The sequence below is a fragment of the Leifsonia sp. TF02-11 genome (genome assembly GCF_017565305.1).
Classification (GTDB): domain Bacteria; phylum Actinomycetota; class Actinomycetes; order Actinomycetales; family Microbacteriaceae; genus Leifsonia.
The window spans coordinates 44,007-65,871 of sequence record NZ_JAGEKP010000032.1 but is presented as its reverse complement, the minus strand read 5'-3'; the positions used below and the strand labels follow the sequence as shown (position 1 = coordinate 65,871).

18 protein-coding genes and 1 pseudogene are annotated in these 21,865 nt (G+C 71.2%); 9 read left to right on the top strand and 10 right to left on the bottom strand.

Features of this window, described 5'->3' with window-relative positions; translation table 11 throughout:
* Positions 1-401 (bottom strand): annotated as a pseudogene (locus JNB50_RS24295) (hypothetical protein); the annotation flags it as partial.
* Between the two features lie 167 nt (positions 402-568).
* Between JNB50_RS24295 and JNB50_RS24290 the strand changes: the two are divergent.
* Entirely contained in the window at positions 569-841 is a 273-nt protein-coding gene (locus JNB50_RS24290) for a three-helix bundle dimerization domain-containing protein (protein WP_243768936.1), read from the top strand.
* Positions 842-851: 10 nt separating this feature from the next.
* Here the strand turns inward: JNB50_RS24290 and JNB50_RS24285 are convergent, their stop codons facing one another.
* The 5 genes from JNB50_RS24285 to JNB50_RS24265 are packed head-to-tail and all read right to left on the bottom strand — an operon-like array spanning position 852 to position 6,035.
* Positions 852-1,649, bottom strand: a complete 798-nt coding sequence (locus JNB50_RS24285) for an ABC transporter permease (RefSeq protein WP_208042660.1) — start codon at positions 1,647-1,649, stop codon at positions 852-854.
* Positions 1,646-2,554 (bottom strand): 2-aminoethylphosphonate ABC transporter permease subunit, encoded by a 909-nt coding sequence (locus JNB50_RS24280; RefSeq protein ID WP_307794865.1) that lies wholly within the window; start codon positions 2,552-2,554, stop codon positions 1,646-1,648. The genes JNB50_RS24285 and JNB50_RS24280 overlap by 4 nt, the downstream gene beginning before the upstream one ends.
* Entirely contained in the window at positions 2,551-3,771 is a 1,221-nt protein-coding gene (locus JNB50_RS24275) for an ABC transporter ATP-binding protein (protein ID WP_208042659.1), read from the bottom strand. The genes JNB50_RS24280 and JNB50_RS24275 overlap by 4 nt, the downstream gene beginning before the upstream one ends.
* Positions 3,772-3,784: 13 nt before the next feature.
* Positions 3,785-4,843, bottom strand: a complete 1,059-nt coding sequence (locus JNB50_RS24270) for a 2-aminoethylphosphonate ABC transporter substrate-binding protein (protein WP_208042658.1) — start codon at positions 4,841-4,843, stop codon at positions 3,785-3,787.
* A gap of 4 nt (positions 4,844-4,847) precedes the next feature.
* Positions 4,848-6,035: a TIGR03364 family FAD-dependent oxidoreductase gene (locus JNB50_RS24265; protein ID WP_307794864.1), complete on the bottom strand. Its 1,188-nt coding sequence runs from the start codon at positions 6,033-6,035 to the stop codon at positions 4,848-4,850.
* 155 nt (positions 6,036-6,190) lie between these two features.
* Here JNB50_RS24265 and JNB50_RS24260 point away from each other — a divergent pair, with 155 nt between their 5' ends.
* On the top strand, positions 6,191-6,952 hold the full coding sequence (locus JNB50_RS24260; protein WP_307794863.1) for a GntR family transcriptional regulator: 762 nt from the start codon (positions 6,191-6,193) through the stop codon (positions 6,950-6,952).
* Positions 6,949-7,638, top strand: a complete 690-nt coding sequence (locus JNB50_RS24255; RefSeq protein ID WP_208042656.1) for a phosphonatase-like hydrolase — start codon at positions 6,949-6,951, stop codon at positions 7,636-7,638. The genes JNB50_RS24260 and JNB50_RS24255 overlap by 4 nt, the downstream gene beginning before the upstream one ends.
* A gap of 63 nt (positions 7,639-7,701) precedes the next feature.
* Here the strand turns inward: JNB50_RS24255 and JNB50_RS24250 are convergent, their stop codons facing one another.
* Entirely contained in the window at positions 7,702-9,237 is a 1,536-nt protein-coding gene (locus JNB50_RS24250; RefSeq protein WP_243768935.1) for an MFS transporter, read from the bottom strand.
* Between the two features lie 125 nt (positions 9,238-9,362).
* Here JNB50_RS24250 and JNB50_RS24245 point away from each other — a divergent pair, with 125 nt between their 5' ends.
* Entirely contained in the window at positions 9,363-9,986 is a 624-nt protein-coding gene (locus JNB50_RS24245; protein WP_208042654.1) for a TetR/AcrR family transcriptional regulator, read from the top strand.
* 6 nt (positions 9,987-9,992) lie between these two features.
* On the opposite strand, the gene JNB50_RS24240 is transcribed toward JNB50_RS24245, so the two are convergent.
* The gene (locus tag JNB50_RS24240; protein WP_208042653.1) at positions 9,993-10,433 is read right to left on the bottom strand and encodes a DUF805 domain-containing protein; all 441 of its coding nucleotides are present in this window, start codon (positions 10,431-10,433) and stop codon (positions 9,993-9,995) included.
* Positions 10,434-10,616: 183 nt separating this feature from the next.
* Positions 10,617-13,253 carry a glucosidase gene (locus JNB50_RS24235; protein ID WP_243768934.1) on the bottom strand — a complete coding sequence of 879 codons (2,637 nt, stop codon included), beginning with the start codon at positions 13,251-13,253 and terminating at the stop codon, positions 10,617-10,619.
* 235 nt (positions 13,254-13,488) lie between these two features.
* Between JNB50_RS24235 and alr the strand changes: the two genes are divergently transcribed.
* Together alr and JNB50_RS24225 are read left to right on the top strand one after the other, a co-directional pair.
* Entirely contained in the window at positions 13,489-14,667 is a 1,179-nt protein-coding gene (alr, locus tag JNB50_RS24230) for an alanine racemase (RefSeq protein WP_243768933.1), read from the top strand.
* A complete protein-coding gene (locus tag JNB50_RS24225; protein ID WP_208042652.1) occupies positions 14,660-15,685 on the top strand; it encodes a D-alanine--D-alanine ligase in 1,026 nt (341 codons plus the stop codon). The genes alr and JNB50_RS24225 overlap by 8 nt, the downstream gene beginning before the upstream one ends.
* Before the next feature lie 108 nt (positions 15,686-15,793).
* Here the strand turns inward: JNB50_RS24225 and JNB50_RS24220 are convergent, their stop codons facing one another.
* Positions 15,794-18,013: a cytochrome P450 gene (locus JNB50_RS24220; RefSeq protein ID WP_208042651.1), complete on the bottom strand. Its 2,220-nt coding sequence runs from the start codon at positions 18,011-18,013 to the stop codon at positions 15,794-15,796.
* 265 nt (positions 18,014-18,278) lie between these two features.
* On the opposite strand from JNB50_RS24220, the gene JNB50_RS24215 reads away from it, so the two are divergent.
* The 3 genes from JNB50_RS24215 to JNB50_RS24205 all read left to right on the top strand — a co-directional run bounded on the left by JNB50_RS24215 (position 18,279) and on the right by JNB50_RS24205 (position 21,827).
* Positions 18,279-19,508, top strand: a complete 1,230-nt coding sequence (locus JNB50_RS24215; RefSeq protein ID WP_208042650.1) for an NAD(P)/FAD-dependent oxidoreductase — start codon at positions 18,279-18,281, stop codon at positions 19,506-19,508.
* A 31-nt stretch (positions 19,509-19,539) separates the two neighbouring features.
* Positions 19,540-20,142: a TetR/AcrR family transcriptional regulator gene (locus JNB50_RS24210; RefSeq protein WP_208042649.1), complete on the top strand. Its 603-nt coding sequence runs from the start codon at positions 19,540-19,542 to the stop codon at positions 20,140-20,142.
* Positions 20,143-20,330: 188 nt separating this feature from the next.
* Positions 20,331-21,827, top strand: a complete 1,497-nt coding sequence (locus tag JNB50_RS24205) for an MFS transporter (protein ID WP_208042648.1) — start codon at positions 20,331-20,333, stop codon at positions 21,825-21,827.
* Positions 21,828-21,865: the final 38 nt, after the last annotated feature.

Genomic DNA, 21,865 nt, shown 5'->3' with positions numbered 1-21,865 from the left:
CCGGCCGCAACCGAACCGCCCGCAACCGAACCGCCCGGCGACCTCTCACCCGCCACCGACCCCGCCGGGTCGAGCAGGGCCGCGAAGCCGCCGGCCGACGGCGAGGACGCGGCGGCGGGCGGAGCGGCCGCCACCTCCGGAGGCAGCTCCTCCTCGTCGCCGATCGTTCCGTCGGGGTGCACGGCGAGCAGCCAGTCGCCTTCGTCGTCGGAGACCATGAGTTGCACGGGGTGCCCGGCCGAAGCCGCGATGTCGCCGACCCGGCGCAGCACGACCTCCCGCAGCCGTTGCGTGCTCTCCTCGGCGAACCACTCGGGCGCGCCGTCGACCGTGAGCTCACCGGTGGCGTCTGCGCCGAACCGGGCGCTGAGGTGGGGGGACAGGGGCAGGTTGAGGGCCACGGGACTCCTTCCGGGCCGCGGGCGAGGAGGCACGCAGACCGACCGTGGACAGTATCCCGGTGGGCGCCAGGCGTCCAGTGCCGCACAGCGATCTACCAGAATCCGGTCAGGGAGCTCCGGCCCCGCGGCCCCTTGCGGTCTCCCGAGGACGGTGCACAATCGGCGGCATGGACGAGGTGACCCCCGTGAACGCCGGCACCATCCGTGACAACACCACCACCCATGACGGTCTGGCCGACGAGTCGGTCGCCCTGGAGCACGCCGCCGAGCGGCTGAGCGCGCGTTTCCCCGACGTACCCCGGGAGGACATCGATCGCCTGGTGGAGGAGCACAGCGAGGAGTACGACGACGCCCCGGTGCGCGACTTCGTGCCGGTTCTGGTCGAGCACGAGGTGAAGGCCGAGCTGCGCGAGAACGCCGAGCCGGAGCAGCCCGAGTAGGTCACCGAGGTCACCGCGTGCGTGCGCGTCGCACGAGAACCCCCGTCGCGGTGACCGCCACGAACGTCACGGCGATGAGGAGCAGCGCGCCGGCCGCGGCCGAGTAGAGGTCTCCGCGGTCGGAGGCCGTGAAGATCGAGATCGGCATGGTCCGCCAGCTGGCCGGGTAGACCATGATCGTCGCGCCGAGCTCGCCCATGCACAGTGCGACGGCCAGGCCGGCGGCGGCGCCGATCGCCGGGCGCAGTGCGGGGAGTGTGACCCGCGTCAGCACGCGCGCCCGGGAGGCGCCGAGGCTGAACGCGACCCGCTCCTGCTCGGGATCGAGACGCAGCACGGCGGCCGACACCGTGCTGTAGGCGAAGCTGAGCACCAGCACCGTCTGGGCGAGTACGACGAGGGCCGCCGTGCCGTTCAGCAGCAGCGGCGGCTTGCTGAACGCGATCAGCAGCCCGAGCCCGACGACGACGGAGGGCACGGAGACCGGGAGGTGGAAGAGCACATCCACCGTGCGCGCGACGGGGCGCGGGGCGCTCCGGGCGGCGACGGCCGCCCAGGTGCCGACGGCCACCGCGAGCACGGCGGCGATGATCGCGGTCTCGACGCTGACGCGCAGGCTCGCGAGGTCGTCGCCGCCGAGCGCCTCGGCGACATTGGCGACGGTCAGGCCGGACGGGAGCACGCCGTTCCACGAGGTCGCGAAGGCGGCGAGGACGATGACGGCCACAGGGAGGACCACCATCAGTGCGAACAGCACGGCGAAGCACGCGCGCAGGATGACTTTCGCCCGGGTGGAGAAGACGATCATCGGCTGCCCTTCGCGGTCGTCCACCGCGCGGCGACCCGGCGGTAGAGGAGGTAGATGCCGACCGAGAGCACGATCTGCACGATCGCGAGGATGGCCGCACGGCTGAAATCGAAGCTCACGATGCTGTCCGTGTAGATCTGCATCGGGAGGGTCTGGACGTCTTTGGCGCCGGTGAACAGCACGATGCCGAACTCGTTCATCGTGAGCAGGAGGGTCAGCATCGCGGCCGCCCCGATCGCCGGCGCGGCCTCCGGAAGCACGACCGTGCGGATGATCCGCAGCGGCCCGGCGCCGAGGCTCCCCGCGACATCGAGCTGGTCGCGCGAGACGGACGCGAACGCGGCGGTCAGGGGCGCCACGACGAACGGCGTGTAGAACGTGATCTCGGCGGCGACGACGCCGGCGACGCTGTTGGTGAACGAGAACCGCCCCGCGGCCGGCCCGAGCAGCGCGTGCAGCACGCCGGCGTTGCCGTAGAGCACCACGAACGCGAGCGGGATGAGGAACGAGGGGAACGAGACGACGGTCTCGATCGCCCTGCGCACGATCGCCGACCCGCGGAACGGCACGAAGACGAGGACGAACGCGAGGAAGCCGCCGACGAACAGGCATCCGGCGGTCGACGCGGCGGCGACGCCGAGCGTGGTGCCGAGCGACGTCCAGAGCGAGCGCGAGGCGAGCGCGGAGGCCCACTGGGCAAGTCCTGCGGGGGCGCCGTCGTCGGTGAGGAACGACTGGACCACGATCTCGGCGAGCGGAACCAGCACGAACAGCGCGAGCAGCGCTGTCGGCACCGCCGCCCACAGCCAGCCGAGGGAGGCCGTCGGCCGGCGGGTCGCACTGCCGCGGCGGCTGCGACGCGGTTCGCGGGCGACGGGAACGGAGACGGAGGGCTGGACGATCACGCGGCGGCCCCCGCGCGCGTCTCGACGCCCACTCTCGCATCGAGGCCGGGTGCCGCAGCGCCCGCGACACCGGCGGCCGCCTCGACACCGGCGGCCGCCGCGACACCGGCAGCCGCCATAACACCCGCGCCCGGCTTCTCATCCAGCAGGTGGACATCCTCCCGCCGCACGAGCAGCGACACCGCGTCGCCCACCCGCGGCCGGGCGCCGGCGAGCGGCGCGATCACGGTCACCGACGCCCCGGAGGCGAGCCGGGCGCGCACGTGGTGCGCCGATCCGCGCCAGACGACCGACTCGATCTCGGCCGCCAGCCCGGGCTCCGCGCCGGGAGCGCCGATCGCGATCGCGTGCGGGCGCACGCTGACGAGCACCCGCTCGCCCGGCACACGCCGTGAAAGGGAACGCCCGGAGAGCCGGTCGGAGCAGAGCATCAGCTCGACGCACTCGCTGGACGCGCCGGCCTCCACGACGGTCGCCTCCAGGATGTTGGCGCCGCCGAGGAAGGTCGCAGTGAACACCGACGGCGGCCGGGTGTAAAGCTCCTCGGCCGCATCGATGTCGACGATCACGCCGTCGCGCATGATCGCGATGCGGTCGGCCAGCGCGAGCGCCTCCGACTGGTCGTGGGTCACGTACAGCATCGCGACGTCGGGCAGCTCGGAGCGCAGCCGCTGAAGCTCCTCCAGCATCGACTCCCGCAGCCGGGCGTCGAGCGCGGAGAGCGGCTCGTCGAGCAGCAGGACGCGTGGCCGGGGCGCCAGCGCCCGGGCGATCGCCACCCGCTGTTGCTGGCCGCCGGAGAGCTGGGCGGGGTAGCGGTCGGCGAAGTCGGACATCCCGACCATCGCGAGCGCAGCCGCCACCCGTTCGGCGCGCTCGCGCCGCGGCACCCGCCGGGCGGCGAGGCCGAAGGCGACGTTGTCGCGCACCCGCTGGTGCGGGAACAGTGCGTAGGACTGGACGACGATGCCGATGCCGCGCTCCGCCGGTGGCAGCCCGGTGACGTCGCGGCCGCCGAGCCGGACCGTGCCGGACGACACCGCCTCGAAGCCCGCGATCGCCTTGAGCGCCGTCGACTTGCCCGAGCCGCTGGGGCCCAGCAGGGCGACGGTCTCGCCCGCGGAGATCCGGAGGCTGACGTCGCGCAGGGCGGTGGTGTCGCGGTAGGCGACGCTCACCCGCTCCAACTCGACGGCCGCCGCGCGGTCATCGGTCATCGTCGTCGACATATCACTGTCCCGTCGCGGTCTTGTACGCGGCGACCGTGTCGTCGAGCGAGCCGAGGACCGAGGTCCAGTCCGGCTGCCAGATCTCGACGCCGTCGAGGGCCTTCTTGAGCGTCTGGTAGTTGGCGTCGGTCGGCGTGACGTCGGAGCGGACCGGGATGCCGAACGCGTCGCCGGAGATCGTCTGCTGCACCTCCTTGGAGAGCAGGAACTCGATCAGCTTGTCGCCGTTCGCCTTGTCCGGAGCACCGGCGGCCAGACCCATCACGTAGGGGAGGGCGACGGTCGCGCGCTTGCCGTCGTCGGTCTTCGGGAAGAAGACCTCGTACGCCGATTTGTCGGCCGCGATGGACTGCTCCGCCATCTGCAGGTCGCTGTTGGCGACGGAGAGCTCGCCCTTCGACACCTTCGGGCCGAGTGCTCCGGTGGAGGAGCTGGGGCCGACGTTGTTCTTCTGCAGCTTGCCGAGGTAGTCGAGCGCGGCCTTCTGACCCATGCTGTGCTCGAGGAGCAGCAGCATGGCGGTGCCGTCGCCGGCCTGGCCGGGCGTCGAGTACTGCACTTTGCCCTGGTAGGAGGCGTCGAGCAGGTCGTTCCAGCTGTCCGGCTTCGGGGCGGCCGCGGTCCCGCGGATCATGCTCGCGTAGTTCTCGACGAGCGAGACATAGTCGCCGCTCGCGTCCTTCTCGGCGTCGGGGACGGCGGAGAGGTCTGCGCTCGTCTTCTGCAGCAGGCCCTTCGCCTTCGCCTGCTGGATGAACGGCGGGAGGGTGACGAGCACGTCCGCCTGCGGGTTCGACTTCTCCTTGAGCGCGCGGGAGACGACCTCGCCGGAGCCGGCCTCCACGTACTGCACGGTGACGCCGGTCTTCGCCGTGAAGTCGGCGAACTGCTTCTTGTACCAGTCGCCGAGGCCGTCGGCGCTGTAGATGGTGACGGTCTTGGAGCCGGTGGTGCTGCTGCCTGTGCCGGCGGTCGCGGTGCCGCTGCAGCCGGAGAAGGCCAGGACCGCGGCCGCGGCGATGGCGCCGGCGACGCCGAGACGGATCGGGTTCTTTCGCATGGGGTCAGTTCGCTTTCGTGAGGGAGGAGGTGGTGAGGGAAGGGAGGGTGAGAGAGGGGAGGCGCTCGTCGAGCACCCGCTCGGCGAGGCCGAGCGCGATGGTCATGCCGACGCCCGAGGTCACCGAGACGGCCGTGACACCGTCGGCGACCTCGGTGACGAGGTAGGGGCCGGTGAGGCTGTGGGCGTAGACGCCCTGCCAGCGCTCGACGACACGGAGCGGGCCGGTTCCGAGGACCTCCGCGACACGCTGGAGCAGCACCTCGGAGGTCGTCTCGTCCAGGAACGGATCCATCGTCGCGTCGTACCGGTGGCTGTCGCCGACGATGATCGTGCCGTCGGGCCGCTGCGTGAACATCACGTTCGCGTCGATCTCGACGACGGCGGGGTCGGCCGCCAGGAAGTCGTCGCGCAGCGTGGCGGCGGCAGCGGTCTCGGCGAATGCGGGGTAGCGCAGCATCGAGGTCCCGGTGAGCACGGCGGGGCCGATCGCGACCCCGGCGGGCGCGGCGACGCGGGCCATCTGCAGGCCGCAGCGGCGGATGCCGTGGTCGGCGGCCTCCACCGGATGCACCAGGTCGAGGTCGTGGCCGACGCACACGAACGTGCGCTGGGCGCGGACCGTCCCCCGCGAGGTGTGCACGACGCCGTCGCCCGCGTGGAGGTAGGACGTGTTCCAGAGGAACCGGACACCCTGCTCGGAGAGCCAGCCGGCGATCGCACCGACGGCCTGGCGGGGGTCGACGCGCAGGTCGTCGCGGAGCAGCGCGCCCCCGCTGATGCGTGCGTCGCCGGGGACGGAGAGCGCGTCGCGCACGGCCTCGGCGTCGAGCAGACGCACCTCGCCGGGCTCGCGCGAGGCGGCGAGCTCGTCGAGCACGGCGAGCTCCCTCGCGGTGCGGGCGACGGCGACCGCGCCGTGGCTGACGGCGAAGAAGCCCGCGGCGGAGGCGAGGTCGAGCCAGCGGCCGCGGGCGATGTGGGCGAGCTCGAGCAGGTCGCCGGACTGGGCGGTGACGCAGGCGTGACCGAAGTTGCGGATGGAGGCGCCCACGGCACGGCTGTCGCGGTCGATGACCGTGACGGTGTGCCCGCGGCGCAGAGCGGCTGCGGCGTGCGCGAGGCCGACGATGCCGGCACCGACCACGAGCACGTCGGTCTCGGCGAGGAGCGGTTGAGTCATGGTGGCCACTCTGCGCGACGGCGACGGCCGGTCTCAAGCTGCGGCGGCACTTGTATAGATAAGTTAACGTCGCGTTCACCTGGCGGGGGACAACGCGAGGTGATTTCCTTGAACTTCTCCGGATTTGTTGGCGCTTGCCGCTGATCGACTTGTATATTCAGGGCGTGACCCAGCCGATGCATCAGCGCTTGAGCGATGAGTTCCGTCGCCGTGTCTTCACCGGAGAGTGGCCGGAGGGATCGAAGGTCCCCAGCGAGTCGGAGCTCTGCGCGGAGTTCGAGGTCTCGCGCGGCCCCGTGCGCCAGGCGCTCGCCCAGCTGCGCCAGGAGGGCATCCTCGCGGGCGGTCAGGGCCGCCAGCCGATCGTGCGCCGCTCGACGCCCTCCCAGCCGGTGGAGGTCTTCCTCTCGTTCACCGAGTGGGTGGAACAGCGTGGCAAGACGCCGGGCCAGAAGACGTTCGAAATCGCCCGCCGCCCGGCCGGCACACTCGTCGCCGCCCAGCTCGGCATCGACCCGGAGGACCACATCGTCGCGCTGTTGCGGCTCCGGCTGATCGACGGCGTGCCGACCATGATCGAGCGCACGCACTTCGTCGTCGACGTCGGCGCAAAGCTGTTCGACTTCGACACGGATTCGGGCTCGACGTTCCGCTACCTGCGCGACCAGGGCGTCGACCTCTACAGCGCGCGGCACACCATCGACGCGGTCGCCGCCGACGCGACCGACGTGGACCTGTTGAAGGTGGACCCCGGCACTCCGCTGCTGCGCGAACGTCGGGTGACCTCCACCGCCACGGGCCGCGCGATCGAGTACGCGGAAGACCGCTACCTGCCCGACCAGACCAACTTCGTCGTGGAGAACATCATCTCCCAGCGCCCGTCCATCGCGCGCATCCGCCCCGCCATCGAGGAGTCCATCGCATGATCCAGCTCGCCGCCTTCGACATCGCAGGCACCACCGTCGACGACCACGGCGCCGTCTACGTGGCGCTGCGCCGCGCCGTCGAAGAGGCCGGCGCCCCGGTCGCCGACGCCGACCTGCAGCGCTGGATGGGCACCGACAAGATCGAGGCGATCACCGCTCTGCTGCGCCTCGGCGGCGTCGCCTCGGAGCCGGCCCTGGTCGCCGAGCGCTTCGACCGCTTCCGCGCGCTGCTCGCCGAGGCCTACCGCGCCGAACCGCCGGTGGCGCTGCCGGGCGTTGTGGCCGCCATCGACGCGCTCCGCGCCGCCGGCGTGAAGGTGGCGCTGACCACCGGCTTCTCGGACGACGTGGTCGAGCCGCTGCTGGCGGCCCTCGGCTGGACGGTCGGCGCGGACGGGCAGCTCGACGCGGTCGTCACCACCTCCGACGTTCCGGCCGGCCGCCCGACGCCGTACATGATCCACCTCGCCATGCAGCGCACGGGCGCCACCGACGTACGCCAGGTGCTCGCGGCCGGCGACACCGTCGTCGACCTGGAGGCGGCGCGCAACGCTGGCGCGATCGCGGTCGGCGTGCTCACCGGCCAGACCCCGCGCGAGGCCCTGGAGGCCGCGGACCACGACGCGGTGCTTGCGTCTGTCGCGGACATCCCGGCGTTCGTCGGCGTGGGTGCACTCGCCCGCTGAGCCGCCGAAGGGCACGCAAACGCCCCTCAAGCTGCGCTTGAGGGGCGCCCACGTGCCCTTCGCTCAGTGTGCGACGACGGGCGCGGGCTCGGCGGGCGCGGCGGCGCCGCTGGCGGCCGCAGACGAAGCCGCCGCCGGCTTGCGCCGCCGGTACAGCAGCGCGGAGAGCACGGCGCCGAAGGCGAACAGCCCCGCGCTGAACCAGTAGGCGGTCGAGTAGCTGTGCACCGCGGCCTCCTGCAACACGTGCGGAGTCGGCGGCAGGTGGCCCGACACGTAGTCGGTCAGCGCAGTCGCCGCGAGCGTGTTCAGGAGGGCGGTGCCGATCGAGCCGCCGACCTGCTGGCTCGTGTTCACGAGGGCGGAGGCGACGCCGGCGAAGTGGCGGTCGACGCCGAGGGTGGCCGTCTGGATCGCCGCCGGCATGATCGAGCCCATGCCGACGCCCATGACCATCAGGGCCGGGAGGATCTCGGTGCCGTAGTTCGCGGTGACGCCGAGGCGGGTCAGCAGCAGCATCCCGGAGCCGGCGATCACCATGCCGATCGGCACCATGACCTTCGGGCCGAACTTCGGTACGAACAGGTTGGTCGAGAACTGTGCGGCGATCACCAGCATGACGATCATCGGCAGGAACGCGAGCCCGGTCTGGATGGGCGTGAACTTCAGCGTCGTCTCGAGGTAGTACGTGACGAACAGGAAGATGCCGAACATCCCGGAGCCGGCGATGAGGATGGAGCTGTAGGAGGCGCCGCGGTTGCGGTCCAGCACGATCGGCAGCGGCAGCAGCGGGTGGGTGGCCCGGCGCTGCCAGAGCACGAAGGCGATCAGGAGCACGCCGGATGCGGCGAGGAAGCCCCAGGTCAGCGGCGAGTCCCAGCCGTCGCTCTCGGCGTTGGAGAACCCGTAGACGAGCGAGAACAGGGCACCGGAGACCAGGATGGTGCCGGGGATGTCGAGCTTCGGGCGCGGCTCGGTGCGGTGGCCGGCCGTGACGAAGACCGTCGCGAGGATGATCGCGGCGATCGCGATGAAGACGTTGATGTAGAGGTTCCACCGCCAGTCGAACTGCTCGGTCAGCACGCCGCCGAGCAGGAGGCCGACGGCGCCGCCGGCACCGGCGATCGCGCCGAAGATGCCGAACGCGCGGGCGCGTTCCTTCGGGACGGTGAAGGTCGTCGTCAGTACGGCCAGGGCGGTGGGGGCGAGCAGCGCGCCGAACGCGCCCTGCAGGGCGCGGGCGCCCACGAGCATCCCGAACGTGCCGGCGGCGCCGCCCAGCGCGGAGGCGCCGGCGAAGCCGATCAGGCCGATGATGAAGGCGCGTTTGCGGCCGATGAGGTCGGAGATGCGACCGCCCAGCAGCAGGAGGCTGCCGAAGGCGAGCGAGTACGCGGTGACGATCCACTGGCGGTCGGCGTTGGAGAAGCCGAGGTCCTGCTGGGCCGAGGGGAGGGCGATGTTCACGACCGTCGAGTCGAGCACGACCATGAGCTGAGCCAGCGCGACGGTGACGAGCGTCCACCAGCGCCGCGAGTGCGGAACGGAGCCGCCTGCGGCCGCGGAGGCGACCGGGGAAACGGGAGAAGTCTGGGTCATGCGGGTCAGCATATACGAAACTCGGCAGTTTCGGATCTACTGAGTTCTAAAATTAACCTTAGAATGATCGAAGCGACATCACCAGAGCACATCACCGAACACAGAGGAACAGGGGGACAGCCGCAATGACGCAGCTCGACACCACCGGATCCGCTCCGAAACTCGGGCGCAAGCGCGACCACACGCGCGACGCCGACATCCTCGACGCCGCGCTCGAAGTCCTCGCCGAGACCGGCTACGACCGGATGACCATGGACATGGTCGCCGCGCGCGCCAAGGCGGGCAAGGCGACCGTGTACCGGCGCTGGGCATCCAAGGGCGAACTCGTCGTCGACGCCATCGCCTGCATGAAGAAGAACGACATCGACTTCGAGCACCTGCCCGACACCGGCACGCTGCGCGGCGACCTGGTCGCGATGATCAAACCGCACGCGATCGAAGACGGAGAACGCAAACTGCAGATCATGGCGGGCCTGACCTCCATGCTCGCCCGCGACCCCGACCTGGTCGACGCGGTGACGGCGGCGATCGTCGAGCCGCGCGCCTCCCTCAACCGGCTCTTCATGCGTCGGGCCATCGAGCGCGGCGAGATCCCGGCCGACACCGATGTCGAGACGCTCGCGATGCTCGTGCCGTCGATGACCGCCTACCGGGTGCTCATCCTCCAGCAGCCTGTCGACCGCGCGTACCTGCTGTCGCTCATCGACGGGGTGCTGCTGCCGGCCGTGGGGATCCGGCCGGGAGCCTGACCGGGCTCAGCGTCGGTCGAACCGCGCGCCCTCCGGCTTGGACGGCAGCAGGTAGAAGACCAGCACGATGATCCAGCCGACGACCGGAATGAAGCCGAGGAACCACATCGGGCCCGCCAGGTTGGCGTCGTGCAGCCGTCGCCAGCTGAGCGCCAGGCTGGGCACCAGGATCACCAGGTCCCAGACGATGTAGACAACGACCAGCACCCAGCCGAACGGGCCGAGGCCGCGACCGCCGTTGCCGATCGTGCCCAGCGTCTGCAGCAGGATGCCGTAGACCGCCCCGATAATGACGGCGAACAGGAACCACCACCAGAACTCGCTGCGGCTGGCCCGCCCGGTGAAGTCGGCGTACTTCTTGAAGAACCGGCGGATGGCGTCGCCGAACGTGGCGCCGTAGAGAGGCTGGTCGAGCGGCGCGGAGGCCGGGGACTGCGGAGCGGTCATGGCGTGGTCCTTTCGAGCGGTGCGGTGCGGTGCGTCGAGCGGGAACGGCCACAGTCAACTCCCCCTGCGATAGCCCCCACGAGCATTGTGACGCGGCGTGTCGCGCCGCGGAAGCCACGAGATTCGTGACGAATGTCGACATTCGTGGCACGAATCACGAGATTCGTGACGAATCGTCGCCCGTCATCGACTCCGCGTCAGGATCAGGTGCGCCACCATCGCCGTCCAGCCGGTCTGGTGGGAGGCGCCGAGGCCCTGGCCGGTGTCACCGTCGAAGTACTCGTAGAAGAAGATGTTGTCCTTCCAGCGCGGGTCGGCCGAGAGCAGCGGGTAGCGGGCGTCGGCCGGTCGCCGCCCGTCCGGGCCGGGGAGGAACAGCGAGATCAGCCTGCGGGAGAGGTCGTCCGCCGCCTCCCCGGGGGTCAGCGCGTTGCCCGAGCCGAGCGGGTCCTCGATGCGCACACCGGTCTCGCCGTGCGACTCGTAGTGCTGCAGCGCGGCGATCAGGAGGGCGTTGAGCGGGAACCAGACCGGCCCGCGCCAGTTCGAGTTGCCGCCGAACAGCGGGGAGGTCGACTCGGCCGGCTCGTAGTCGACCGACGCCTCGACGCCGCCGACCTCCACCGTGAACGGGTGCTCGCGGTGGTAGGCGGAGACGCCGCGGATCCCGTGGTCGCTGAGCAACCCCGCGGTGTCGAAGACCTGCTTCAGGATCCGCGTCAACCGCTCCGGCGAGACCATCGCCAGCAGGTAGACCTGCTGGTCGCCGAAGCGTCTGCGATGGAACGACGCCCCGAGCTCTGGATGCTTCGCCAGATACCGGTTCAGCACCTGCCGGAACTCCGGGATGGTCCGCACGCCCGGCTCGTCGTACGCGAGGGAGGCGACGACGGGCACGAGACCGACCAGCGAGCGCACCTTGAGCGGCACCTCCCTGCCGTCGGCCAGGTGGAGCAGGTCGTAGAAGTAGGCGTCCTCGTCGTCCCACATCCCCGAGCTGTTGGCCGAGCCCGCGATGCGCAGGAACTGCTCGCCGAACTTCACGGCGACGTCCTCGTAGACGTCGTTGCGGCGCGCCAGCCGCAGGGCGATCTCGAGGAGGTCGAGGGCGTAGTTCGCCATCCAGCCGGTCGAGTCGGCCTGCTCCAGCGTCCCGACCTCCGGCGGCAGCGTCGACCGGTTGAGCGGCGCGATGTTGTCGAGGCCCATGAAGCCGCCCTCGAACAGGTCGTCCTCGTCCTTGTCCTTGCTGTTCGTCCACCAGGTGTAGTTGATCAGCAGCTTGTGGAGGATGCGGGCGAGGAAGTCGTAGTCGGTGCCGCCGTCGATGAGGAACACCTGGATCGCCGCCCACGCGTGCGTCGGCGGGTTGACGTCGGAGAAGTTCCACTCGTACGCGGGCAGCTGCCCGTTGGGGTGCATGTACCACTCGCGCAAGAGCAGGATCAGCTGTGCTTTGGCGAACGCGGGGTCGATGTGCGCCATCGTCACGCAGTGGAAGGCGAGATCCCACGCGGCGAACCACGGGTATTCCCAGGGGTCTGGCATCAGGATCACGTCGTCGGCGTCGAAGTGCCGCCACTGCCCGTTGCGCACGCTGCCGCGTCCGGGAGGCGGGGGAGGACTCCCCGGGTCGCCGTCGAGCCACTTGTCCACGTTGAAGTGGAAGTACTGCTTCGACCAGAGCAGCCCGGCGAACGCCTGGCGCAGCACGCGGGCCTCGTCCGGGTCGGTCGGGGCGTTCGGGAGGGCCGCGTAGAACGCGTCGGCCTCCGCTGCGCGCTGCTGGACGACGGCGTCGAAGCCGGGCCCGAGCTCCTGCGCCTCGAGGCCCGCGGGCGCCGCTTCGGTGCCGGTCAGCCGCACTCGGATCACGCGCGTCTCGCCCGGACCGAGCTCGACCGTGTAGTGGAGGGCCGCCTTGGTGCCGGTGTGGTCGGGGTTCACGGTCGCCGCCCCGTCGATCACATGGTCGTTGATCCCGTCCTTCGGGAACGCGGGGGACTCGTCGGCGGTCGCGCCGAACAGCCGCGCGGTGTTCGTCTCGTTGTCGCAGAAGAGTGCCTCCGGCGCGCCCTCGCCGCGCAGGGCCAGCGTTCCCGACGGCCCGGATCCGACGATGCGCTCGCCGTCGAGGCGCAGCGACGGCTTCTCGACGTCGTAACCCCACGACCAGGTGTTGCGGAACCAGAGAGTCGGCAGCACGTGCAGCGTCGCGGGATCGGGTCCGGCGTTCTCGATCGTGATGCGCATCAGGAGGTCGTGCGGGCCGTCCTTGGCGTAGTCGACGGTCACCACCCAGTACCGGCCGTCGTCGAACACGCCGGTGTCGACGAGCTCGTACTCGGGCTCGAGCCTGCTGCGGGCCGCGTTCGTGGCGATCAGGTCGGCGTAGGGGTACTCGGCCTGGGGATAGTGGTACCGCCAGGTGTTCCAGGTATGGGTCGGCGTGCCGTCGAGGTACCACCAGTACTCCTTGACGTCCTCCCCGTGGTTCCCCTGCGGGCCCGCGAGGCCGAACATCCGCTCCTTGAGGATCGGGTCGCGCCCGTTCCACAGCGAGAGCCCGAGGCACCAGGTCTGCTTGAGGTCCGAGAAGGCGGCCATGCCGTCCTCGTTCCACCGGAAGGCGCGGCTCCTGGCGTGGTCGTGCGGGAAGAACTCCCACGCGTCGCCGTCGGCGCTGTAGTCCTCGCGGACGGTGCCCCAGGCGCGCTCGGCGACGTATGGCCCCCAGTCGCGCCAGCCGGCCGAGCCGTCCTCCGCTCGCGCAATGCGTTCGTTCTCGGCTCCGTCTGCGACGTCTGCGACCTGCGGCATGGATTCATTCTGGTGCCGGGTCGCCGCGGTGGAAGATCACCTGTGCGCCGAGTGTCGCGTTTCGCGATCGGAGACGCCACCTTTCGGCGCACATCTCGGGCTCCCATGCTGCTCTGACGTCATCCCTGCGGATGACGGGTTCGCATAGTTGGAGGGATGGATCGGCTTCCGGTATCCCACATTCTGAGGGAATGCATGACACCAGCGTGCGTCGATTCGCGAGCACCGGGGGCCGATGATGACGTGGACCTCCGAACTCGTCGTCGACGACGAAGCGATCCGCTCGAACGCCGCCTACTTCGCCGCCGCGACGGGAGGCCGCCTGATGGCGGTGCTCAAAGCCGACGCGTTCGGTCACGGCGCGATCGCGCAGTCCGTGCTGGCGGCGGGAGCCACCTCCATCGGGGTGACCTCCATCGACGAGGCGCTCGCGCTGCGGGCGGCGGGAGTCCGCGCGCCGATCCTGAGCTGGCTCAACCCGGTCGACGCCGACTTCGCGGCGGCGGTCGCAGGCGACATCGATCTCGCGGTCCAGAGCGTGCGGCTGTTGCACGCGGTCGGCCGCGCGGCGGCGCTGCTCGGACGGCGTGCGCGCGTCCACCTGCACATCGACGTCGGCATGGCGCGTGACGGCGCCCCCGCCTCCGAATGGTCGGCGCTCTGCGGCGTCGCGCGCGAGCTGGAGGCGCTCGGCAGTATCCGCGTCGTCGGGGTGATGGGCCACATGTCGTGCGCCGACCGGCCCGACCACCCGCAGAACCGGCGTGAGCGGCTGGTCTTCATCAACGCGATGCGGACGGCGCAGCGCCGCGGCCTGGCGCCCTCCGTCGCCCACCTGGCCGCGACGGCCGCGACCGTGACCGGCGTCGGCTCGGGGTTCGGGCTGCACCGCATCGGCGCCGGGCTGTTCGGGATCGACCCGTCCGGCACCTCCGACCGGCTGCGCCCTGCGCTCTCGCTGACGACGACCGTCGTCGGCTCCAGGGAGGTCGCGGCGGGGACAGGGATCGGTTACGGGCTGGAGCACGTCGCCGATCGGCGCACGAACCTCGCGCTGCTGCCCGTCGGCTACGGCGACGGCCTGCCGCGGGCGGCGTCGGAGCGTGCCGAGGTGCTGGTGCGCGGCCGCCGCCGGCCCGTCGTCGGCCGGTTCTCGATGGACATGCTGGTCGTGGACACCGGCGACGACCTCCTCGCGGCGGGGGAGTCGGTCACGGTGTTCGGCCCGGGCGACCACGGCGAGCCGACGGTCGCCGAATGGGCCGGCTGGTCGGGGACGATCGAGCACGAGATCGTCACGCGGATCGGCAGCCGCGTCGCGCGCATCCACCGGTCGACGGCGCCGGGTGCGTCGGCCTCGCCGGGTGCGTCGGCCGCGTCGGCAGCGACGATCGGCGAGGTGGCTCATGCGTGATTCGACCATCCGCCGTGTCGCGGTGATCGGCGGCGGCGCAAACGAGGAGCACGACGTGTCGCTCGCGTCGGCCGCCGCCGTCGTGCGCGCGGTCCGCGCCCTCGGGCTGACCGCCGTCGCGCTCACCGTCGACCGGCGAGGCGGCTGGCACCTCCACGACGGCCCGATCCATCCCGCTCAGGCGGTCTCCAGCCTGGTGTCGTGCGATGCGGCGTTCCCCGTGCTGCACGGCGTGGACGGCGAGGACGGCGCCGTCGCCGGACTGCTGACCCTGACCGGCGTGCCGTTCGTCGGCTCCCCGGTGCGCGCAGGCGCGCTGGGCATGGACAAGTGGGTCACGAAGCTCGTCGCGGAGTCGCTCGGCATCCGCACCGCTCCCGCCGTGCTCGTCGACGACCGGTTCGACGCCTCGCAGCTACCGCTGGAGCCGCCGTTCGTGGTGAAGCCGACGTTCGGCGGGTCGAGCAACGGGGTCACCGTGGTCAGGGAGTCCGAGGAGCTCGCCGCCGCGATCGGCACCGCGCGGGCGGCGGGCGGCTCGGCGCTGATCGAGGCGTTCGTCTCCGGACGCGAAGTGGACATCGCCCTGTTCCGCGACCGCGACGGCGTCGTGCGCGCCGGTTCGACCCTCGAGATCGCCGTGGCCGACGGGGCGGTCTTCGACCGCGAGCAGAAGTACGACGGTTCGGCGTCGTTCACGCTGCCGGCGCGCGTGTCCGCCGACGAGCACGCGGCCATCGAGGCGGCGGCCCGCGCCCTCTACGACGCGCTCGGCTGCGCGGGAGTCGCCCGCTTCGACTTCTTCGTCACCGCGGAGGGCGTCGTGCTGAACGAAGTGAACACGACGCCCGGTTTCACCGAGCAGTCCCAGGTGCCGCGGATGTTCGCCGCGACGGGTCTCGACTACCCCGCCCTCGTCGCGGCGCTGCTCGACGCGGCGCTGCCCGCAGCGGCGCCCGCCCCGCCCGACATTCGTGACGAATCCCGACATTCGTGGCACGAATCGCGACATTCGTGACGAATCCCGATCCTCCCGACTCTCGCGGTCGATCGTGACATTCGTGACGAATCGCGACATTCGTGGCACGAATCGCGACATTCGTGACGAATCGCGGGCACGCGACTGTCAGAGATCGAGCACGAGCCGCTCGCCGATGCACCGGGAGACGCAGGCCATCATGGTGTCCCCGGCGAGCCGTTCCTCCAGACCGAGCACCGAGTCGCGGTGCTCGGGAGTCCCGGCGAGCACGCGGACCTCGCAGGTGCCGCAGGTGCCCTCCCGACAGGTCGAGAGCACGTTCGCGCCCGCACGGTTGACGGCGTCGAGGGCGGACTCGTCCGCCGCGACGCGCACGGTGGCGCCCGTGCGGCGCAGCTCGATGTCGAACGGGCGATTCGGGAGGGCCGAGACCGCGCGCGGCGCGAAACGCTCGACGACGACGCTGTCGGTGCGCCCGGCCCGGCGCGCCGACTCCTCGACGGCCAGCAGGAGCTCCTCCGGTCCGCACGCGTAGACGAGGCCGCCGGCGGGGAGGCGCCTCCACAGGTCGTCGACGTCGTAGCGACCGCGCTCGCCGCTGGGCCACAGGTACACGTTCGCGCCATAGCGCTCCTCGAGCTCGGCGGCGTACGCCATCGTCGCGAGCGATCGCCCCAGATAGAGCAGTCGCCAGCCGGCGCCTGCCGCCTCGGCCTCCGCGACCATCGGCAGCAGCGGCGTGATGCCGATCCCACCGGCGAGGAACAGCGAGAACGGAGCCGGCCGCAGCGCGAAGTGGTTGCGTGGACCGCGGATCAGCAGCCGGTCGCCGACCGCGACCCGCTCGTGCGCGGCCAGGGAACCGCCGCGTCCCGCGGCCTCCCGCAGCACGGCCACCCGGTACCCGGCCTCGGCGGGGTCGCCCGCGAGCGAGTACTGGCGCACCAGGCCGTCCGGCAGTTCCAGGTCGATGTGCGCACCGGGCCGCCATGATGGGAGGCTGCCGCCGTCGGCGACGAGAGTGAGTTCGACGACACCCGGGACCACCTCGCGACGGTCGCTCACCACCACGGGCAGCGAATCGGGAGCCGGCGACTCCGGTGCCGCTGCGCTCGCGGACGCCGAGACGCGCGGGCGTGCGGTCGGCGCCGTCGGCGTCCAGGCGAGCGGCAGCGAGACGAGCCCTCGGCCCTCGGAGACGACCGTGTGCCGCAGCCCCTCCTCCGGGACCGCGAGCCGGAGGTCGGGCAGGCGCTCGTGGAGCACGCCGAGTTCCACACGCAGCAGCAGGCGAGCGAGCGGAGCGCCGAGGCAGGCGTGCACGCCCTGCCCGAACCCGAGGTGCGGCGATTCCCAGGTGCGGTCGACATCGATCCGCCCCGGGTCGTCGAAGCGACCGGGGTCACGGGAGCCGGCGGCGTAGGCGAGGAAGACGTCCTCGCCGGCACGCAGACCGACCCCGCCCAACTCGGTGTCGCGGGTGACGAGCCGCTTCATCCCGGTGATGGCGGACTCGAACCGGAACACCTCCTCCAGTGCGCGCGCCCGGGAGGCGTCGTCGCGCTGCACGCGTGCATACAGTTCCGGGTCGGCCAGGAAGTGGGCGAGCGCCATGCAGATCAGGTTGGACGACGTCTCATGGCCGGCGAGCATCAGCCCGGGGAACATCGACAGCATCTCGAAGTCGGTCAGCTCGACGGCGCCGCTGTCGCGCTGGTCCCAGATGTGGCTGATGAGGTCGTCCTGGCGGTCATGGCGGCGCAGCTCCATCAGCTCACGGAGGTGATCGTGGAGGTCGAGCAGTTTGGCGGCCTTCTCGTCCGGCGTACCCGGGTGGTAGAGGTCCCTGGGGCCGAGGAAGAAGCCGAGCGCCTCGCCGACCCACTCCGCGCGATCCGGGTCGAGCCCGACGATCCGGCTGACGACCCGCAGCGGCAACGGGAGGGCGAAGACCGTCTTGAGATCGGCCTCCCCGCGCCCGGCGAATCCGTCGACGAGCCGGTGCGCCTCCTCGCGGATCCACGGCTCGAACCGTGCGAGCCTGCGAGGCATGAAGAAGGTGTTGACGCTCGATCGCAGCCGGTCGTGGTCGGGGTTGTCGACGCCGAGCAGCGTTCCGCGGCTCGGCACGCGCCCCTCGAACTGTTCGCGCCACGGCGGCGGGACGGTGCCGACCGCCGGCTGCGACGAGAAGGTCCCCGGGTCGTGGAGGGCGGCGACGATGTCGTCGTAGCGCGTGAAGACGCGGGCGCCGCCGAAGGTCTCGGCGGGCGGGGCGCCGCCCTCGCGCCGCGTCGCGTCGAGGTCGGCGAAGAGCCGCTCGGGATCGCTGAAAGGGCACGCCGGCGGCGTGGGGGAGATGGTCATCCTCTGCTCCAGTGCTGGGCCGCGACACCGCTGGAGGCATGCACAAGCGGGACGCGTGAGTCCTCGTGCTCGCCCGGCGCGCTGAGGGCGCCGAGGGGGATTATTCGCTGCCGGCCGTGGTGCCGGGCGCCCTCACCCCGCCTGTGTAGACGACGACGCTACACAGCCTCGGCGCTTATGTCAATAATCGACCGAAGTGAATTGTAATTGCTTTACATTTTGCTCGATCGCCCCTACAGTCGTCGCAACTCGATGAGGAGCGGACATGAACGAACGTGGGATCACCGGGGCGCCGATCGTCGTCCTGGGCGGCGGGCCGGCCGGAATGGCCAGCGCGCTCTCGCTGCACACCGCCGGACACCCGGTGATCATCCTGGAGCGGTACCCGGAGGCTCGCCCGGCCGGCAACATCCTGAATCTGTGGCCGCCGCCCATCAAGGCGCTCCGGGCGATGGGAGTCGACACCACCGAACTCGGAGCGCCGTGCCACACGACCTTCCGCAGCGCGAGCGGCCACGTGCGCGCCGACATCCGGATCCCCGAGCGGGTGCGCGAGGAGTTCGGCGGCGGGTTCATCGGGATGCTCCGCCCCGACCTGTACGAGCGGATGCTCGCCGCGCTGCCGGAGGGCATGCTGCGCACGAATCAGGAGGTGGTGGAGATCGACGACACCGGCGACCACGGTGTGCGCCTGGCCCTGCGCGACGGCGAGACGCTCCAGGCGCCCGTCCTCGTCGGCGCCGACGGCATCGACTCGCTGGTGCGACGCCGGCTCTGGGGCCCGAGCGAGAAGCGCGACCACCGTCTCCACATCATCGGCGGGTACACGTTCGAACCCGTTCCGACGGCGGAGGTGGGGGAGGCGGTGCTGACCCATGACCGCCGGGTGCAGGGGAGCTACACGTCGATCCGGCGGGGCGACCAGGAGGGATTCCAGTGGTGGGTGCTCGAGGCGTGGGACCCGCGCCGAGAGCCGCCGACCGACCTGCACGCGCACGCCCTCGCGCTCGCGCAGCGTTTCGGCGGCGCGCTCGAAGCGCTCGTCAGGGCGACCCCCGCCGATCACCTCCAGCGCTGGCCGATCCGTGACCGCACGCCCCTGAAGCGCTGGTCGAAAGGCCGGGTCACCCTCGCCGGCGATGCCGCGCACGCCACCTCGCCCTATGCGGCCTACGGCGCGGGCATGTCGATCTGCGACGGCTACTTCCTCGGCCAGGCCCTCGCCGGCGTCGACCTCGCGGATCGCTCTGCGGTCGAGGCCGCGCTGGTGCGCTACGAGACGCCGCGCATCCCGCACACCACCGCGCAGGTGCAGCAGGCGTACATCCTCGGGCGGGCCTTCCACCATGCGCCGCGCGTCGTGCGCCCCGTGCGGGACTTCGTGCTCGACCACACGCCGATCCTCCAGAAGCAGGTCGGCGAGAAGAGTCCGGGGGAGATCATCGCGCAGCTCGACGAGATGGGAGCGGGGATCGTCTCCCCTGCGGCGCCCTGACCGGGGCGAGGGCGTGCGCGAGGATGGAGGCATGACCGCCGAGTTCGCCGAGCGAGAGCCCCTTCAAGCGAGGAGCCGCGAGAGCTGGGAGCGCGTGCTCCGCACCGCCGCGGAGCTCTTCGAGGCCGGAGGCTGGGAGGCGCTGTCGATCTCCGAGGTCTGCCGGCGCACGGGGGTCTCCGCACCCTCGATCTACGCCCGGGTGGACGGCAGGGCCGGGCTCTTCGCCGCGGTCTACGAGCTCGGGCTCAGGCAGATGCGGGAGACCGAGGACGAACTCTTCGAGAGCGGCGCGACCATCGACGGCGTGACTGACGCCGCCGGTCGCGCCGTGGCTGTGATCACGCGGCTGTTCGACGCGCACGCCGCCTTCCTGAGGGCGGTGATCTCGCGGTCGGTCGACGATCCGGAGCTCCTCGGCGCCGGCGCGGCGGAGTCCCGCCGGTTCGTCGCGCGCCTCGGTGGTGCGCTCGCGGTGCCGAACGGGCACGAGGTGGCGCGCGTGCTGTACTCCGAGTGCGTGCTGCGCACGATGTACGGCGCGCACTTCCTGGTCGACGACGAGGACTTCGCGGCCTACCAGCACCGCCTCCACCGCCTCGCGACGGCGCTGAGCGCGGCCGGAGATTCGTGACGAATGTCGACATTCGTGGCACGAATCTCGATATTCGTGACGAATCGCCTGAGTACTTAGGTTGAAAACAGGCGGAAGATTGTCTTAGAATCACCATGACGTCGGGGCCGCAGGCCCGTTCCTCACCGTGACGTTGCGGCGAGGGCACAAACCGTCGCGTCGATCACCCGATCGTTCGGGTCTCGCGTATGCCGCTCTCGCCACTGAGGTTCCGCCTCCTCGTCACCTCCCTCCTCGTCGTGTCCTTCCTCGGCGCCCTCGACAACACCGTGGTCAGCACCGCGATCGCCACGGTCGCCGGCCAGCTCGGCGCGCTCGAGCACATGAGCTGGATCGTCGTGGGCTACACGCTCGCCAGCACCGTCCTGCTGCCGGTGCTCGGCAAGCTCGGCGACCGGATCGGACCCCGCGCGGTCTTCCTGGCCTCCGTCGTCGTGTTCATCGTCACGTCCGTCGCCTGCGGCTTCGCGAACGGCATCGTCTGGCTGATCGTCGCGCGCATCGTGCAGGGGATGAGCTCGGCCGGCCTGCAGCTGATGTCGCAGACGATCATCGCCGAGACGACGACCCCGCGGCAGCGGCCGAAGTTCATGGCGATCGTCGGCGCGGCCTTCCCGGTCGCGATTCTCATCGGGCCCGTGCTCGGCGGCATCATCACCGACAACTGGGGCTGGCCGTGGGTGTTCTGGATCAACGCGCCCGTCGGCGTCGTCGCGCTGGCACTCGCGATCGTCGCGGTGCCGCACATCGAGCCGGGGCGAGGCGGGAGGTTCGACGTCGGGGGTGCGATCGCCCTCACCGTCGGACTGGTCGCCCTGGTGCTCGCCGTCACCGGAGTGGGCGATCGCTCGCAGGCGCTCGCCACGGTCGTCGCGTTCGTCGTCGCCGCCGTGGCGTTCGCCGTCTTCTTCGTCGTCGAGCTGCGGGTGGAGGAGCCGCTGGTGCCGCTCGGCCACTTCCGTGACCGCACGGTCGCCACCGGAACCGTGATCTCCGCGATCGTCGGCATCGGGCTGTTCTCGATCACCTCCTACCTGCCCACGTACTTCCAGATGGCGTACCGCACCAGCGCTACGGTCTCCGGGCTCGTCCCGATCGCGACGGTCTTCGGGATGCTGGTCAGCAATCTCGTCACCGGCTGGCTGGTGAGCCGCACCGGCCACTACCGCGTCTATCCGCTCGTCGGCACCGCGCTCGGCGCCGCCGGGCTCGGCGCCATGGCCCTGCTTCCCGTCGGTGCGCCGCTCTGGGCTCCCACGATCGCGATGGCGGTCGTGGGGCTCGGCACCGGCGCCTTCATGAGCCTGATCGTCGCGGTCGTGCAGAGCGCGGTGCCGCGCACCGAGACCGGTGCGATCACCGCGAGCGTCAACCTCGTCCGCCAGGTCGGTGCGACCGTCGCCACCGCCCTCATCGGCGGCATCATCGGCGCGACCGTCGTCGCGCTCCTGCCCGCGGGACTCGACCCCGCGACGCTGACCCCTGCCGTCGTTCACACCCAGAGCGCGGCCGTGCAGCAGCAGATCGCGCAGGTCTATCAGGGCGTCTTCGTCCCCGTCTTCGTCGCGCTCGCCGCGACCTACCTCGTCGGGGTGGTCGCGTCGATCCTGCTGCCGAACAGCCGCCTGTCCGACGATCCCGGCCCGCTGCGCGCGGCCGCGACCGAGTCCATCCCCGCCGCCTGAGCGCTGACCCGCCCGAGCCTGACCCGCAGGAGAGCATC

What these genes read in the sequence shown, in the direction of transcription:
- JNB50_RS24290 (WP_243768936.1), top strand. Translation starts at nt 569, where the DNA reads ATGGACGAGGTGACCCCCGTGAACGCCGGCACCATCCGTGACAACACC.
- JNB50_RS24285 (WP_208042660.1), bottom strand. Translation starts at nt 1,649, where the DNA reads ATGATCGTCTTCTCCACCCGGGCGAAAGTCATCCTGCGCGCGTGCTTC.
- JNB50_RS24275 (WP_208042659.1), bottom strand. Translation starts at nt 3,771, where the DNA reads ATGACCGATGACCGCGCGGCGGCCGTCGAGTTGGAGCGGGTGAGCGTC.
- JNB50_RS24270 (WP_208042658.1), bottom strand. Translation starts at nt 4,843, where the DNA reads ATGCGAAAGAACCCGATCCGTCTCGGCGTCGCCGGCGCCATCGCCGCG.
- JNB50_RS24255 (WP_208042656.1), top strand. Translation starts at nt 6,949, where the DNA reads ATGATCCAGCTCGCCGCCTTCGACATCGCAGGCACCACCGTCGACGAC.
- JNB50_RS24250 (WP_243768935.1), bottom strand. Translation starts at nt 9,237, where the DNA reads ATGACCCAGACTTCTCCCGTTTCCCCGGTCGCCTCCGCGGCCGCAGGC.
- JNB50_RS24245 (WP_208042654.1), top strand. Translation starts at nt 9,363, where the DNA reads ATGACGCAGCTCGACACCACCGGATCCGCTCCGAAACTCGGGCGCAAG.
- JNB50_RS24240 (WP_208042653.1), bottom strand. Translation starts at nt 10,433, where the DNA reads ATGACCGCTCCGCAGTCCCCGGCCTCCGCGCCGCTCGACCAGCCTCTC.
- JNB50_RS24235 (WP_243768934.1), bottom strand. Translation starts at nt 13,253, where the DNA reads ATGCCGCAGGTCGCAGACGTCGCAGACGGAGCCGAGAACGAACGCATT.
- alr (WP_243768933.1), top strand. Translation starts at nt 13,489, where the DNA reads ATGATGACGTGGACCTCCGAACTCGTCGTCGACGACGAAGCGATCCGC.
- JNB50_RS24225 (WP_208042652.1), top strand. Translation starts at nt 14,660, where the DNA reads ATGCGTGATTCGACCATCCGCCGTGTCGCGGTGATCGGCGGCGGCGCA.
- JNB50_RS24220 (WP_208042651.1), bottom strand. Translation starts at nt 18,013, where the DNA reads ATGACCATCTCCCCCACGCCGCCGGCGTGCCCTTTCAGCGATCCCGAG.
- JNB50_RS24215 (WP_208042650.1), top strand. Translation starts at nt 18,279, where the DNA reads ATGAACGAACGTGGGATCACCGGGGCGCCGATCGTCGTCCTGGGCGGC.
- JNB50_RS24210 (WP_208042649.1), top strand. Translation starts at nt 19,540, where the DNA reads ATGACCGCCGAGTTCGCCGAGCGAGAGCCCCTTCAAGCGAGGAGCCGC.
- JNB50_RS24205 (WP_208042648.1), top strand. Translation starts at nt 20,331, where the DNA reads ATGCCGCTCTCGCCACTGAGGTTCCGCCTCCTCGTCACCTCCCTCCTC.